Raw genomic sequence first — 14,246 nt, forward strand, 5'->3', positions numbered from 1 at the left:
ATGCAGGGAGTTAATCTTTTTAAAACCCGCTTACGGCGGGTTTTTTCTTGGCTAAAAATCCATAACTTTAATTTATAAACCTGCTGACTATGAGATCAAATGCCCTACTTTTCGCGACAGCCATTGTACTTTCTTCAATCATTTTTGGCTATGCTGTTATCAATAGAAATCGCCCCCAAGGAACAGTAAATGTTACCGGTTTGGGAGAGCAAAATTTTACTTCGGATTTAATTGTTTGGGAAGGGAATTTCAGTCGAAGTAGTGCTAACATCCAATCTGCCTATGCCAATCTGGAAAAAGACAGGGAAGCAGTTACTCAATACCTGGTATCCAAGGGGATTCCTCAGGAGCAGCTGGTATTTAATGCAGTGATCACGAACCCTACCTATGATCAAAATTATTCAAGTGATGGGCGGTATATGGGGCAGACTTTTACCGGTTATCAATTAAATCAGTCTTTGGTGATTGAATCCCAAGAGGTGGAAAAAGTGGAGAAAATCAGCCGGGAAATCACTGAATTGCTCAATCAAGGAATCGCTTTTTACTCCCAGCAGCCTCGCTACTATTATAGGGATTTGGAATCCCTGAAGTTGGAGATGATTGCAAAAGCCACAGAAGATGCTCGAATTCGTGCGGAGCGAATTGCTGAAAACTCCGGGGCTAAACTTGGCAACTTGATTTCAGCCAACATGGGGGTTTTTCAAATAACCGGTCAAAATTCCGGTGAAGATTATTCCTGGGGAGGAGCTTTCAATACGAGCTCAAAAAATAAAACCGCTTCCATAACGATGAAGCTAGTCTTTGAAGTCGATTAAATATTCTGGCTTTATCCCAAAGCCAATGCTAAGGGTATAAACAATCCATAGGCAAGTAGTCCGATTGCCCATCCCATCACTTTTTTAACTCCTGTGGATTGGCGAAGGCCCACGGTATTTTTGAAAATGATTCCTGCAAGGCCAGCGGCAATAGGCGTAAATGTAAAATAAATGGATAATTCTTTCAGGTTTTGCAGAGAAAGGCTGCTATTCACACTGAAAAAGACAAGAAGGATCAAAACAGCGAAAAGTGCGTTTTTTGCGAAAACCATACGATTGGAATCATAGGTCAGTCGCCTTTCTGAAATGGTATTCATGGTAATCTGGTAGTTGGTTTAGTAATCGTAGCAGAATCCTAACGAGATAAGCTGCGATAAAGTTCTAACAAAAAAAGATCCCGAAGGATCTTTTTGCAATGTTAAATTTTCTGAGCCTTAATTAAGGGTGTACTCGACAGAGATTTCCATATTTAAAGCTTTAGAAATCGGGCAGTTTTTCTCAGCATCTTTGACTAGTTCCGCAAATTTTTCTTCGCTGATTCCATCTACCTTCGCCTTGAGTACCAAATGCGATTTTTTCAAAGTTCCATCTTCAAAAGTAATATGGCTAGTCACATCTAATTCTTGTGGGGGGAAGTTTTCTCCGCTGAGGTTAAAACTGAGTTTCATGGCAAAACAACCTGCATGAGCTGCTGCGATCAACTCCTCTGGATTGGTTCCAATTCCTTCTTCAAATCGGGAGGAAAAAGAATATTGAGTTTGGTTAAGGACAGTACTTGCAGTGGTCAAATGGCCTTTGCCTTCTTTGCCGCTTCCATTCCATACGGCAGTTGCTTTTCTGATCATGGTATTTAGGATTTAGGGTTAAAAATCAGTTATACTTTGAAATGAATTTGAATGAGTTTTAGTTCTTTTAATTCGATTTTTTCCTTCGAAAAAGACTGGCCAATTTTTGAAGAAATTGCTTTTCTTTTTCCCAAAAAAACCGAAACTGGCCGAATAGAAAGCCATAAATCAATAAGAAAATCTGATAAAGCGGAAGTACCAGCAAGAGGTACACCACCGTATTTATGAATCCACCTTTTTCAACTCCAAAAAAATCCAAAATGGGATTTTTGATGAATAGAATAGTAAAACCTGTGCAGGCAAACACAATCAAAACAATTACAACCTGAAACAAGCTGTCCAAATGCCATTTGGTTTGAAGGCGTTTCAGAAAACCAGGCTTATCATGGGTATCGGACATGCGGCAAAAATAACAGGAATCGTTCTAAATAAAAGAGCCGAGATTTTTCGCTCGGCTCTTCGGGTCAAATTTTAATCCCAATTAAAGACACCTTCATTCAGATGTTGAAGGGCATCTTTTTTATACTGGGTGTCTAGTAACAAGGAAACATTGTGCCGGCTTCCTCCATAAGAGACCATTCGAATTGGAAAGTCCACCAAGCTGTCCATTACGGATTTTATGGCACCGCGTGTTTCAGAAACCATATTTCCGACAATGCAGATGATAGTTTGGTTTTGGTCGACTTCTACCGATCCAAGGGCTTCCAATTCTGCAATAATGGCTTTTAAATGACTGGTGTCGTCTATGGTCACTGAGACGGCAACTTCCGAAGTGGTGATCATATCGATCGGGGTCTTATATTTTTCAAAAATCTCAAACACCCTTCTTAAGAAACCATAAGCCAATAGCATCCGGCTTGATTTAATTTTGATGGCAGTGATTCCATCTTTTGCGGCAATCGCTTTGACACCTTTTGTTTCCACATCGGCTTTGATCAGGGTTCCGTGCGCTTGAGGATCCATGGTGTTTAGCAACCGAACTGGCACATTGTATTGTTGGGCCGGCCAAATAGAAGCTGGGTGGAGGATTTTGGCTCCGAAATAGGCTAATTCGGCCGCCTCATCAAATGAAAGTTCGGCGATAGGTCGGGTCTTGTCTACGATTCGTGGGTCATTATTGTGCATGCCATCGATGTCTGTCCAAATTTCACAGACTGATGCATTGATAGCCGCTGCGATAAGAGAAGCCGTGTAATCAGATCCTCCCCGCTTCAGGTTATCCACTTCGTTTCGGTGGTTTTTACAAATATAGCCTTGCGTGATAAAGAGCTTTTCTCCTGGATGTTGAGCCAAAATAGCCTTCAACTTTTCAGAAATCTTTCCAAGTTCTGGCTCTGAATTTTCATCAATACTCATGAAGTCCAAGGCCACTAAGAATACCGCTGGAATTTCTAACTCCTCCAAAAGTGTATAGAATAATTTGGTGGATAGTAATTCTCCCTGTGCCAAAATATCCCGGTTGATCGCCTCATTGAAGGAAATCTTCAGAATGATATTGAGAAATTCAAAGTGCTCTTTGATGATAGCCTCTGCGTTGATTCTGGCTTTTTCGGTTTTTAAGAGCTGAGGATAAAAATTCAGATAATGGGTATGGAGCGCGTCGATTCGTTCTTTCGCTAGGATTCGATCGGCCGCTGCTAAAGCTTCGCCGATGGATACCAATGCATTGGTTGTGCCGGAAAGTGCTGAAAGTACAACAATGGTTGGTTCGTCTGATGCAGTGACCAAGTCTTTGACTTGATGCATTCGCTCGGGTTTACCCACAGAGGTTCCCCCGAATTTCATGACTTTCATAAATGATCTATAGGTTTTCGTTTGAGTGCTTAAAATCCGAGCATTTTCACAGCTGTAATGGCTGCTTCGTCACCTTTGTTTCCGTGTTTTCCGCCTGCTCGATCCATGGCTTGTTGTTGATTATTAGGTGTCAAAACTCCAAAAATGACCGGTTTGTTATACTTCAAACCGACATTAGTGATGCCATTTGCGACAGCGTCACATATAAAATCAAAATGGCGGGTTTCTCCCTGAATCACACAACCCAAACAAATAACGGCATCGATATTTTCATCTTGGGCGCACCACTGAGCACCCAAAGAAAGTTCAAAAGAACCCGGTACATTTTTCCGGATAATATTTTCCTTTTTTGCACCATGTTGAAGCAAGGTCTGATAGGCACCAGAGTATAAAGCTTCTGTCACATCTTCATTCCATTCAGAAACAACGATGGCGAATTTTTTAGAACTGATATCGGAAATATTTTTAGAGCTGTATTCGCTCAGGCTTTTGTTGGAAGTAGCCATAAGATTGAAATTTCATTTGGGTTAAAACAAAAAAGAGTAAGACCGGGTGGGCCTTACTCTTCTAATAATAGCTTATAGTTAAGCATTACTTAGCGGCAAGGCCTTCTAAGCGAGCTTTATGTTTTCGGGCGAAAGAATACTCATAGGACTCATAGTACTTGTCCTCGATTTCACCATATGCCTCAATAGCATCTTCAATTCGGCCAGCTTCTTCAAAAGCGATGGCTAATTTGTATAAATACTTAGGGGTGAAATACTTGTTTTCGTTGTAATTCGCAGCTTTTTCATAGTTAGAAATAGCCTTATCCAAGTCGCCACTTTCCAAGTAAGCATCACCTAGCAAAGAATATGCTTTTCCTTGTACCAAGTAATCATCAGAAGAAAACTTCTCCAAGTAGTTGATGGCCTCAGCAAAATTTTGCTCGGAAAGATAGATGGATCCCAAGTAGAAGTTCGCTAGGTTCGCTGCGTCGGTATTTGGATAATCTTCCACGATTTGCAAAAAGCCAGGGTTGATCCCGTCTCCATTCAAAGCAAAATCGATACTGTCCTGCTCGTAGAAATATACCGCTTGGAACATTTCGGATTGGGCCTTGTCATTTTGGTTTTGATTGTTGATTTGGAAGAAAAGAATTCCTCCGATCAACACGATCGCTGCGATCAAGACACCAGCCAATACTTTACTATTTTTCTTCAAAAAAGCCTCACCTCTGCTGAGACGCTCTGCAAGAACTTCAGGGTTCTCAAGCAAATCATTTGCTGGATCGTGTGCTGCCTTTTTGGAATGTTTCGTTGCCATGTTACTCAATTTTCGAGTCGCAAATATACAGTTTTTATGATTTACACAAAGTCAAAGAAAAAAGCCATGAATTCAATTGAATCATGGCTTTAGGTCTGTGGTTTTGATTCTTATTCCATGACGAAAGGATAGTCCTCCTGAACGTAGACATCTTTGAAGGCATCCTGTCCATCAGGCCAAGGAGATTCTTCAGCAAATTTGACTGCGTCAGCTACTTGCTGCTTCACTTTTGCATTGATTGCAGAAATCTCCTCCTCGGTCAAAATATTGTTATCCTGAATGGTCTTCAAAACCTGTTCGACAGGATCTTTTTTCTTGTATTCCTCTACCTCCTCTTTGGTTCGGTACTTTTGAGGATCAGACATGGAATGTCCTTTGTATCGGTAGGTTCTGAATTCCAAAAGTGTAGGTCCATCTCCTCTTCGAGCTCTTTCTGCAGCTTCGGCTACTGCCTCATGCACTGCCTCTACGTTCATTCCGTCAACAGGGAAAGAAGGCATGTCATATCCGTCACCAATTTTATAAAGCTCAGTTACGTTAGAAGTACGCGCAACGGAAGTACCCATTGCATAGCCATTGTTTTCGATGACGAAAATAACAGGCGTTTTGTATAACATGGCTAGGTTGAAAGCCTCATGGACCGCACCTTGTCTTACAGCTCCATCACCCATGTGACAGATGCAAAGATTCTTCGTGCCTTTGTATTTTTCAGCAAAGCCAATTCCCAAACCCATAGGTACTTGAGCACCTACGATTCCATGGCCTCCCATGAAATTTCGCTCTTTGTCAAAAATGTGCATGGATCCACCTTTGCCTTTGGTGGTTCCAGTAGCTTTTCCATAAAGCTCGGCCATGACTGCTCCAGGGTCTGTTCCCAAGCCCAGTGGATGCGCATGATCTCTGTAGGCGGTAATCCACTTATCATCTTTTTCCAGAGCAGTAATTGCTCCTGAGGCACAGGCCTCTTGTCCGATGTAGAGGTGACAGAATCCTCGGATTTTTTGTTGACCATAAAGTTGGCCTGCCTTTTCCTCAAACCTTCTCATCAAAAGCATGCTTTCATACCAGAAGGCATAGGTTTCCTTGGAATATTTTACTTTGGACTTACTCGCTGCGCTTCTCTTTGCCATATCGTACTAATCAAAATATGCTAATTTAGGCCCCAAATATAACCAACCTCTCCTAAAAATCAGGCTGCCATTAAAATTATTCCTGTAGCTCATGTATCTAAAGTCCCTGGAACTCTTACAATTCAAAAATCATGAGAAAACCCGGTTGGACTTTTCCACTCAGATCAATTGTTTCACTGGCTTAAACGGGAGTGGCAAAACCAATATTTTGGACGGGATTCACTACCTGTCTTTAACCAAAAGTGCGGTCCAGTCCAGCGACTCCCTCAATGTGCAGCATGAGCGCGATTTATTCGCAATTAAGGGTCAATTTGAAATTAATGAAAAACCTCTGGAAGTGAGATGTACTTTCGAGTTGGGAAAAAAGAAGCAGATCTGGCAAAATGGGAAAGTGCTGGACAAAACTTCCGAGCATGTAGGCTTAATTCCCTTGGTACTGATCGCACCGGATGATACCGAACTGATCAAAGGAGGCAGTGAAGGTCGCCGCAAATTCTTCGATGGGTTATTGTCGCAATTGGATCGAAATTACCTAGCTGAATTAATCCGATATCATCATTTTTTGAAGCAACGAAATGCACTCTTGAAGCAATTCGCTGAGATAGGGAGAAGAGACTTGACACTTTTGGGAAGTTATGATGCGGAAATGGTCCGGCTAAGCCAAACGTTGGCGAAAAGAAGAAATGAACTGATGTCGGAATTAGCGCCTTTGCTTCAACAGCATTATGCCGAAATTTCCCAGGGCCAGGAAAAGGTGAGTGTGCAGTATGAAACAGAGGCTATGCGAGCTGATTTCCCTGATTATTTTCAAGAGCTTCGGAAAAAAGACTTCATCACCAAAAATTCCAATGCAGGAATCCATAAGGATGATTATAGTTTCTTGATTGGTGAACATCCAATCCGAAAAATCGGAAGCCAGGGCCAACAGAAGTCGTTTATCATTGCTTTGAAGTTGGCGCAATTTCAGATTTTTGAGCAAGCAAAAGGGGAGAAACCACTTTTATTACTGGATGATATTTTTGACAAGTTGGATGATATCCGGATCGCTCAGATGATGCAATTGATTTCCAAGCATACTTTTGGACAGATCTTTTTGACTGATGCACGCCCTGAACGATCTCATGCGATTTTGACCCAATTGGATTCGGAAGTCTTTTTCTTTGGAGTGGAAAAAGGAAAAGTAAATCCGAAGCAATAAAAAAAGAGGCCGAAGCCTCTTTAAATGATTACCACAATTTTTCAGGATATTCTCCGCTTTCATGTAATTTTTTCAGCGCCTCAATCACTACCGGTTTATCTTCCGTGTAGGTCACGCCAAACCAAGTTTTGCCACCTGGAAGAATTTCGAAGGCAGCTTTTCCGGATTGAATCAAATTATTCGCGACAGTTGGGATGTAAAATTCCGATTTGAGATTTTCTAGGTTGGCAGGAAGAAAATCCATCCACATTTGCTCAATATCTACAAATACGGCTGGGTGGAAGCCCCAAAAATTCATAGAAACAGGAGTATTTTCCGGAATTTCAATGATTTCACCTTCTCCTCTGCTCACAATTTTGTCTCCTTCGCGAGCAATAGAAGTTCGTTCTGTCATGCCGATGAGCTGCCCTTTTTCATTGGTTTGGCAAACTCCACGGCTTACGGTCCCGTTTTCAGAAAGCACGTTTTGGATGGCATACCCTACCATGGCATGAAGGCCTGGCTTAACTTCTGCCGAAAGGAATTTCCCTAATACCTCAAAAGCCTCTTTTCCATAAAAATCATCCGCATTGATCACGGCAAAAGGTTCTTGAATGGCATCCTTGGCGCAAAGAACTGCATGGGCGGTCCCAAATGGCTTTTTACGATCAGCCTGCTTAAATGCTTCAGGGACGAAGCTGTCTAAGGATTGAATCACCCAGTCCACTTCGATTTTTCCGTCTAACTTAGGCAGGAATTTTTCTTTGGCTACTTCCAATATTTCCTCACGAACGATGAATACGACTTTCCCGAATCCAGCTCGTATCGCATCAAAAATCGAGTATTCTAGGATGGTTTCGCCGTTGGGGCCAAAGCCATCAATTTGCTTATTTCCGCCATAGCGGCTTCCCATTCCGGCAGCTAAAACTAATAAAGTTGGTTTTTGAGTCATGTTTCTGTATTCCATATAAAAACGCTGCAAAATTAATCGAATTGCCGGCGGTCACAAGGTCAAACCGGAAACAAATTCGATTGCTTCAGTTTATTTTTTATCCTGAATTTTAAAAATGGAGGGTTTATTTTTTAAAAAGTAGCTTCAATTTGAACCTAGAATCCTTTTTTAGACAAAAAAATATTGAATTGATATATTTTTTTTACCCTCCTTTTCATTTTTGTTTAATTTTTGAATTACTTTCATGCCAAATTCTCAACAAAGCCTTAAACCTATTGTGAAAATGAAAAAAATTGAAGCGATTATTCGAACCTCCCGCTTCGAGCAAATCCATACTTGCCTCTCAGGCTTGGGAGTAAAATTCCTCTCTTTTTACGAGATCAAAGGGATGGGTTTTGAGCATGCACGCCAAGAAATGTATCGAGGGGTAGCCTATGAGCCTGCTTACATTCCAAGGACAAAATTAGAAATCGTGGTACCCGATGAGTTGAAAGATTCCGTGATACAGTGCATCCTTTCCGAAGGGAAAACTGGGGAAATCGGAGACGGGAAAATCTTTGTCTTTGATGTCTTGGAAGCCTATCGAATTCGAAACAATGATACGGGAGAAAGCGCGCTTTGATTTTATCATTTAAAAAGAATCACTCAAACCTATGCAAGACTTATTTACCATTAATAATTTGTGGATGATGATGGCGACCATTTTGGTCTTCATCATGCACTTGGGCTTTGCCAGTCTCGAAGCCGGACTCACACGAGCCAAAAATACTGTCAACATTCTCTTTAAAAACACCATAATTCCTGCCATTGGTCTTTTAACCTATGCCTTGGTTGGTTTTAACTTAATGTATCCGGGAGCAGGATTTGAAGGCTCTGTCTTCGGATTTGCCGGATTTGGATTGAGTTTGCCAGAGGGCTGGGATACCTCAAATTATAATGAAGGCTATACCTATTTTACGGAATTCATTTTCCAAGCCATGTTTGCAGCAACAGCGGCTACGATCGTATCTGGTGCGGTAGCTGAGCGAATCAAATTGGGCCCCTTCATTTTCTTTTCAATCCTATATGTAGCAATCTGTTATCCCATTGTCGGTATGTGGAAATGGGGTGGAGGATTTTTGAATACTTTAGATACGCCTTTTTATGATTTTGCAGGTTCTACTATTGTCCATTCCGTAGGAGGATGGGGCGCTTTAGTGGGAGCATTTTTGCTCGGACCTCGTATTGGGAAATATACCGAACGCGGTATGAGTGCCATTCCAGGCCACAATCTTCCATTGGCCACTTTCGGGGTATTTCTACTTTGGTTTGGCTGGTTCGGGTTCAATGGAGGTTCAGTATTAAGTGCCAGCCCCGGCGCCGTTTCCAAAGTATTTGTTACCACTTCTATTGCTGCTTCTGCTGGTGCTTTTGGTGCTTTGTTTATTTCCTATTTGAAATTCAAGTCATACGATATCACCATGGTGCTGAATGGGATTTTAGCAGGTCTGGTGGGAATTACAGCAGGAGCTGATCAGATGGGAGTAGGAGAGTCGGCAATCATAGGATTTATCGCAGGGGGATTGATCGTTTTTGCCGTTGTTTTCTTCGATAAGGTCAAAATTGATGATCCAGTTGGTGCGATTTCAGTGCACTTGGTTGGAGGTATCTGGGGAACTTTAGCTGTTGGGATTTTCGGAGAATTAGCCGGCTGGGGTCAGTTTGTTTCCCAATTAATCGGTGTTGGAGCTGTAGGGTTTTTCTGTGTTTTGTTTTCAGGATTGATTTTCTACACCATGAAGCGAACAGTCGGTATTCGAGTGGATGAACGAGAAGAAGTGGAAGGGCTCGATATCAACGAGCATGGCATGAGAGCTTATCCAGATTTTGCAAGTAAAGATTAAAAATAAAACCACCAATCAATCAACTAGCAGCGGAGGGCGAAAGTCCTCCGTTTTTTTTTAGCATAAAAAAACCCTGCTGATAAGCAGGGTTTAAACTCTATAGGGCCGGTTGGAAGTACCGGTTTAATATGGCCAAATGGACCTTTCGGAACATTTTGTAACACCAGTCTCTAAATTCCTTCAACTCATTCGGTAAAATAAGTCTCAGGCCCTTTCGCAGCTCCTTCTCAAAGAGATACTTCGAGAAGCTCACCTTTTGCAAAATGGTCTTCACGTATTCTATCATAAGATCTAGAGTTTAGGGTTTATTTTAACTGATTTTAAGTAACCATACGGAGACAATATCCCTATAGTTACGTAAAATTGACGTTCGAGAAATTGAAATATCCTTAATTTCGCAACCATGTCTAAAACGCTGATCACTTCTATTTTGGTATGCTTGATTTCCCTTTTTACAGGGATTGCGTTGGCCCAGCAAGTGGAGGTGGAACTGGGACCTGACCAAATCGGGCTCAACGAAACTTTCACGATTAAAATAAGTGTGGCTAATGAAAAAATCAAGTCCTACGATCAGTTCCCGGATATCCCAAGTTTTCAAAAGCAAGGGATTTCTCAGTCTTCTTCCATGAACGTGATCAATGGGCAGGTTACCAGCTCAAATAGTATCATCCAATACTACAAACCTACCCGTAAAGGGACTTTTACTCTTCCTTCTTTTTCTATTACGATCAATGGGAATCAGTTTAATTTTCAAGGAAAAGAAATAACCGTTGGGGATGCAGTAAGTAGCCAGCAGAATTCGGGAGGAGGGTTTTTTGATCCGTTTTCTGATTTTTTCGGAAGAACACAAGAGGAGCCTGAATACATCGAATTAGATGATGAAGCCTTTTTCTCCGTAACTGTTGATAAGGAAGAAATCTATGCCCGAGAAGGCTTTACTGTTGCATTAGCTTTTTATATGTCAGAGAATAATCAGGCTCCGTTTAATTTTTACAAACCCGGAGAGCAGCTGGATGATGTATTGAAAAAAATCAAGCCTACCCAAGCTTGGGAAGAAAATTACAATATTACCAATATCGAGCCTGAACAAGTCACCATCAATGGAAAGCGCTGGGTTCGCTACAAGGTTTATGAAGCAACGTTTTTCCCTTTTTCTGAAGGTACGATTGAAATACCAAGCATTCCTTGGGAAATGATCAAGTATAGGGTAGCCCGCAATCCAAGTTTCTTTGGCTCCAATCGCCAAGAAGATTTCAAGACCTTTTATTCTTCTCCCAAGGCTATTAATGTAAAACCCCTGCCTCCACACCCATTACGAAATGAAGTAGCTGTCGGGCAATTCCAACTACGGGAGAATATCACCAATCTCGAAGTTGAAACAGGACAAGGCTTCAATTATAATTTCGGTATCAGTGGAGTAGGGAATATCAATTCTATTTCCCAACCAAAGCTCATCTCAGGTGGAAGCTTGAATACCTATGATCCTAATGTTCGTCAACAAATTAACCGAGGCTATGGACGTGTATCGGGGATAAAGGAATATTCTTACTACATCACCTTAAACGAACCTGGGGAAGTGGATTTAGGGGATCATTTTGAGTGGATTTATTTTGATCCAGACAGAGCAGTATATGATACTTTGCGTCCCGCGGCCAAAATTCAAGTGGTGGGAGAAAGTAAAACCAACCAAGCAATTTCCAATCAGCGCTTAGGAGGGATTTATGATCGAATCAGCGCGGAAGACAATAAGTTTTCAAACGAGCGATATAAATACTATTTTGGCACGGCTATTAATATCCTTTTGCTACTGACCGTAATCCTTTTGGCAGTGCTTATCATCCGTAACAAATAATGGGAAATTCATTCGGTAAACTTTTTAAAATCACCACATTTGGGGAATCACATGGATTGGCTTTAGGCGTCATTCTTGAAGGTTGTCCTGCTGGTCTTTCTATTGATCCATCCTTCATTCAGTCTGAGATGCAGCGTCGTAAACCGGGCCAATCCAAAATTACTACGCAGCGAAAGGAAGAGGATGAAGTAGAAATTCTTTCCGGGGTTTTTGAGGGGAAAAGTACCGGTACCCCTATTGGCATTGTCATTCGAAATGCCGATCAAAAGAGTAAGGATTATTCCCACATAGCAGATAAGTTTCGCCCTTCCCATGCAGATTTTACCTATTTCGAAAAATATGGAATACGCGATTACCGTGGAGGCGGAAGGAGTTCAGCGAGGGAAACTGCTGCACGGGTAGCGGCGGGTGCCATTGCCAAACTTTTACTTCAGGAAAAAGGAATTACGGTTCAGGCTTTTGTTTCACAAGTTGGTAGCTTGAAGCTGGAAAAGCCCTATCAGGAATTGGATTTAACTAAAACGGAAGACAATATTGTCCGATGTCCCGATCCAGAGACCGCAGAGCAGATGATTGAACTAATCGACTCAGTTCGGAAGGATAGGGATACCATTGGAGGCGTCATCACTTGCGTTATCAAAAATACTCCTCCGGGATTAGGAGAACCTGTTTTTGATCGTTTGCATGCCGAATTAGGGAAGGCCATGCTTAGTATTAATGCGGTTAAAGGTTTTGAATATGGATCTGGCTTCGATGGAGTCACCATGCATGGGAGCCAGCATAATGATTCTTTTGTAAAAGAGGGGAATCAAATCAGAACGACAACTAATCATTCTGGGGGAATTCAAGGCGGAATTTCCAATGGAGAAGACATTTATTTCCGGGTAGCATTTAAACCCGTAGCCACGATCATGCAGGATCAGGATTCGGTCAATGAAGCTGGCGAAGCTGTGACAGTTTCTGGGAAAGGTCGACATGACCCCTGCGTTGTTCCTCGAGCTGTACCGATTGTGGAAGCGATGGCAGCTTTGGTCATTGCCGATTACTTATTATTGTCAAAAAGCGATAAAATTCAAGATATATAAATCCAAGCAGGATGAAGAAGAAAATACCCTTGCATACCAAGATCATAATTGGACTGGTCTTAGGACTGGTTTTTGGATTAGCAGTAATAAAAACCTCTATTCCCAATTCATTTACTCTCGATTATATCAAGCCGATCGGGACCATCTTCATCAATGCACTAAAAATGATTGCTGTACCGTTGGTATTGGCATCTTTGATTGTAGGAGTTTCCAATTTGGGAGATATTTCTAAGCTGAGTCGAATTGGGGGAAAAACAATTGCGACTTACTTGATTACCACGGTTGTGGCTATTTCAACTGGATTGATCTTGGTCAATGTCTTCAAACCTGGCAAGAGTTTGCCGCTCGAGACTAGAGAAAGCTTGATGCAGATGTATGAAGGGGATGCAGGGGCACGGGTAGGGCAAGCTGCACAATTGCAGGAGCAAAGTCCTTTACAGCCTTTGGTAGATATCGTGCCTCAAAACTTCTTTCTTGCGACAACGGATAATGGAGCTATGCTTCAGGTAGTTTTCTTTGCTATTATTGTAGGAATCGCTCTTCTTCAGATTCCAAAGGAGAAAGGAAATCCAGTTATTGCCTTCTTCGATGGATTTAATGATGTGATCATTCAGATCGTCAATTACATAATGATGATTGCCCCTTATGGAGTGTTTGCTTTGATGGCATCACTGATTGTTGAAATAGCAGGAGAAAATCCTGATTCGGCAGTTGAATTACTTTTGGCATTATTGAAGTATAGTTTAGTAGTAACAGGTGGTTTACTACTGATGGTGATATTTGTTTACCCAATGATCTTGGTTTCTTTTACCAAAGTCAAGTATTTAGATTTTTTCAAAGCAATTCGACCTGCTCAGTTGCTGGCATTTTCTACAAGCTCCAGTTCAGCTACGTTACCTGTAACGATGAAGCAAGTGGAGGAGGAAATCGGAGTTTCGGAAGAAGTATCCAGTTTTGTATTACCTCTGGGGGCCACAGTGAATATGGATGGCACTAGCCTTTATCAGGGTGTGGCGGCAGTTTTTATTGCCCAAGCTTTAGGGATGGATTTATCGCTTACGCAACAATTGATGATTGTATTGACGGCCACTCTGGCTTCGATTGGTTCGGCAGGAGTACCGGGTGCTGGATTAATTATGCTGATTATCGTTTTGGAGTCCATCGGGGTTCCTGCAGCAGGTATCGCCTTGATCATTGCTCCTGATCGAATATTGGATATGTTTAGAACGGTAGTTAATGTGACGGGAGATGCAACAGTCTGTACTATTGTGGCAAGCACTGAAGGAGAATTGCCAGAGGGTTTGATTCGAAAAAATAATCCATTGACTCCGGATCTATAAAAATTGCAATTGACAAGCAAAGGCCAGTCTTATTCCAGTCTGGCCTTTTGTCTTTTCTGATAAAAACC

15 protein-coding genes are annotated in these 14,246 nt (G+C 41.7%); 7 read left to right on the forward strand and 8 right to left on the reverse strand.

Going from position 1 to position 14,246, the window contains the following annotated elements; genetic code table 11:
* Window positions 1-89: 89 nt before the first annotated feature.
* Window positions 90-815: an SIMPL domain-containing protein gene (locus tag HWE15_RS09530; RefSeq protein WP_290507293.1), complete on the forward strand. Its 726-nt coding sequence runs from the start codon at window positions 90-92 to the stop codon at window positions 813-815.
* A gap of 11 nt (window positions 816-826) precedes the next feature.
* Here the strand turns inward: HWE15_RS09530 and HWE15_RS09535 are convergent, their stop codons facing one another.
* The 7 genes from HWE15_RS09535 to pdhA all read right to left on the reverse strand — a co-directional run bounded on the left by HWE15_RS09535 (window position 827) and on the right by pdhA (window position 5,889).
* Entirely contained in the window at window positions 827-1,132 is a 306-nt protein-coding gene (locus tag HWE15_RS09535; protein WP_290507294.1) for a hypothetical protein, read from the reverse strand.
* A gap of 117 nt (window positions 1,133-1,249) precedes the next feature.
* Window positions 1,250-1,660, reverse strand: a complete 411-nt coding sequence (locus HWE15_RS09540; RefSeq protein WP_290507295.1) for an OsmC family protein — start codon at window positions 1,658-1,660, stop codon at window positions 1,250-1,252.
* A gap of 67 nt (window positions 1,661-1,727) precedes the next feature.
* Entirely contained in the window at window positions 1,728-2,060 is a 333-nt protein-coding gene (locus HWE15_RS09545; protein ID WP_290507296.1) for a DUF6787 family protein, read from the reverse strand.
* Between the two features lie 71 nt (window positions 2,061-2,131).
* Window positions 2,132-3,454, reverse strand: a complete 1,323-nt coding sequence (locus HWE15_RS09550) for an aspartate kinase (protein ID WP_290507297.1) — start codon at window positions 3,452-3,454, stop codon at window positions 2,132-2,134.
* Between the two features lie 29 nt (window positions 3,455-3,483).
* Window positions 3,484-3,960, reverse strand: a complete 477-nt coding sequence (gene ribH, locus HWE15_RS09555; RefSeq protein WP_290507298.1) for a 6,7-dimethyl-8-ribityllumazine synthase — start codon at window positions 3,958-3,960, stop codon at window positions 3,484-3,486.
* Window positions 3,961-4,045: 85 nt separating this feature from the next.
* The gene (locus HWE15_RS09560) at window positions 4,046-4,759 is read right to left on the reverse strand and encodes a tetratricopeptide repeat protein (protein ID WP_290507299.1); all 714 of its coding nucleotides are present in this window, start codon (window positions 4,757-4,759) and stop codon (window positions 4,046-4,048) included.
* Window positions 4,760-4,869: 110 nt separating this feature from the next.
* Window positions 4,870-5,889 carry a pyruvate dehydrogenase (acetyl-transferring) E1 component subunit alpha gene (gene pdhA / locus HWE15_RS09565; RefSeq protein WP_290507300.1) on the reverse strand — a complete coding sequence of 340 codons (1,020 nt, stop codon included), beginning with the start codon at window positions 5,887-5,889 and terminating at the stop codon, window positions 4,870-4,872.
* A 91-nt stretch (window positions 5,890-5,980) separates the two neighbouring features.
* On the opposite strand from pdhA, the gene HWE15_RS09570 reads away from it, so the two are divergent.
* Entirely contained in the window at window positions 5,981-7,087 is a 1,107-nt protein-coding gene (locus tag HWE15_RS09570) for a DNA replication/repair protein RecF (protein ID WP_290507301.1), read from the forward strand.
* Window positions 7,088-7,115: 28 nt separating this feature from the next.
* Here the strand turns inward: HWE15_RS09570 and HWE15_RS09575 are convergent, their stop codons facing one another.
* Window positions 7,116-8,018, reverse strand: coding sequence for a sugar phosphate nucleotidyltransferase (locus HWE15_RS09575; RefSeq protein WP_290507302.1), 903 nt, complete (start codon window positions 8,016-8,018; stop codon window positions 7,116-7,118).
* A 283-nt stretch (window positions 8,019-8,301) separates the two neighbouring features.
* Here HWE15_RS09575 and HWE15_RS09580 point away from each other — a divergent pair, with 283 nt between their 5' ends.
* From HWE15_RS09580 to HWE15_RS09605, 5 genes are all read left to right on the forward strand, one after another.
* Window positions 8,302-8,640 (forward strand): P-II family nitrogen regulator, encoded by a 339-nt coding sequence (locus HWE15_RS09580; protein ID WP_259414507.1) that lies wholly within the window; start codon window positions 8,302-8,304, stop codon window positions 8,638-8,640.
* 31 nt (window positions 8,641-8,671) lie between these two features.
* The gene (locus HWE15_RS09585) at window positions 8,672-9,901 is read left to right on the forward strand and encodes an ammonium transporter (protein WP_290507303.1); all 1,230 of its coding nucleotides are present in this window, start codon (window positions 8,672-8,674) and stop codon (window positions 9,899-9,901) included.
* Window positions 9,902-10,304: 403 nt separating this feature from the next.
* On the forward strand, window positions 10,305-11,753 hold the full coding sequence (locus HWE15_RS09595; RefSeq protein ID WP_290507305.1) for a BatD family protein: 1,449 nt from the start codon (window positions 10,305-10,307) through the stop codon (window positions 11,751-11,753).
* Entirely contained in the window at window positions 11,753-12,838 is a 1,086-nt protein-coding gene (gene aroC, locus HWE15_RS09600; protein WP_290507306.1) for a chorismate synthase, read from the forward strand. Before HWE15_RS09595 ends, aroC begins: the two co-directional genes overlap by 1 nt.
* Window positions 12,839-12,849: 11 nt before the next feature.
* A complete protein-coding gene (locus tag HWE15_RS09605; RefSeq protein WP_290507307.1) occupies window positions 12,850-14,178 on the forward strand; it encodes a dicarboxylate/amino acid:cation symporter in 1,329 nt (442 codons plus the stop codon).
* Window positions 14,179-14,246: the final 68 nt, after the last annotated feature.

The sequence above is a fragment of the Algoriphagus sp. genome (genome assembly GCF_013373065.1).
Taxonomy (GTDB): Bacteria; Bacteroidota; Bacteroidia; order Cytophagales; family Cyclobacteriaceae; genus Algoriphagus.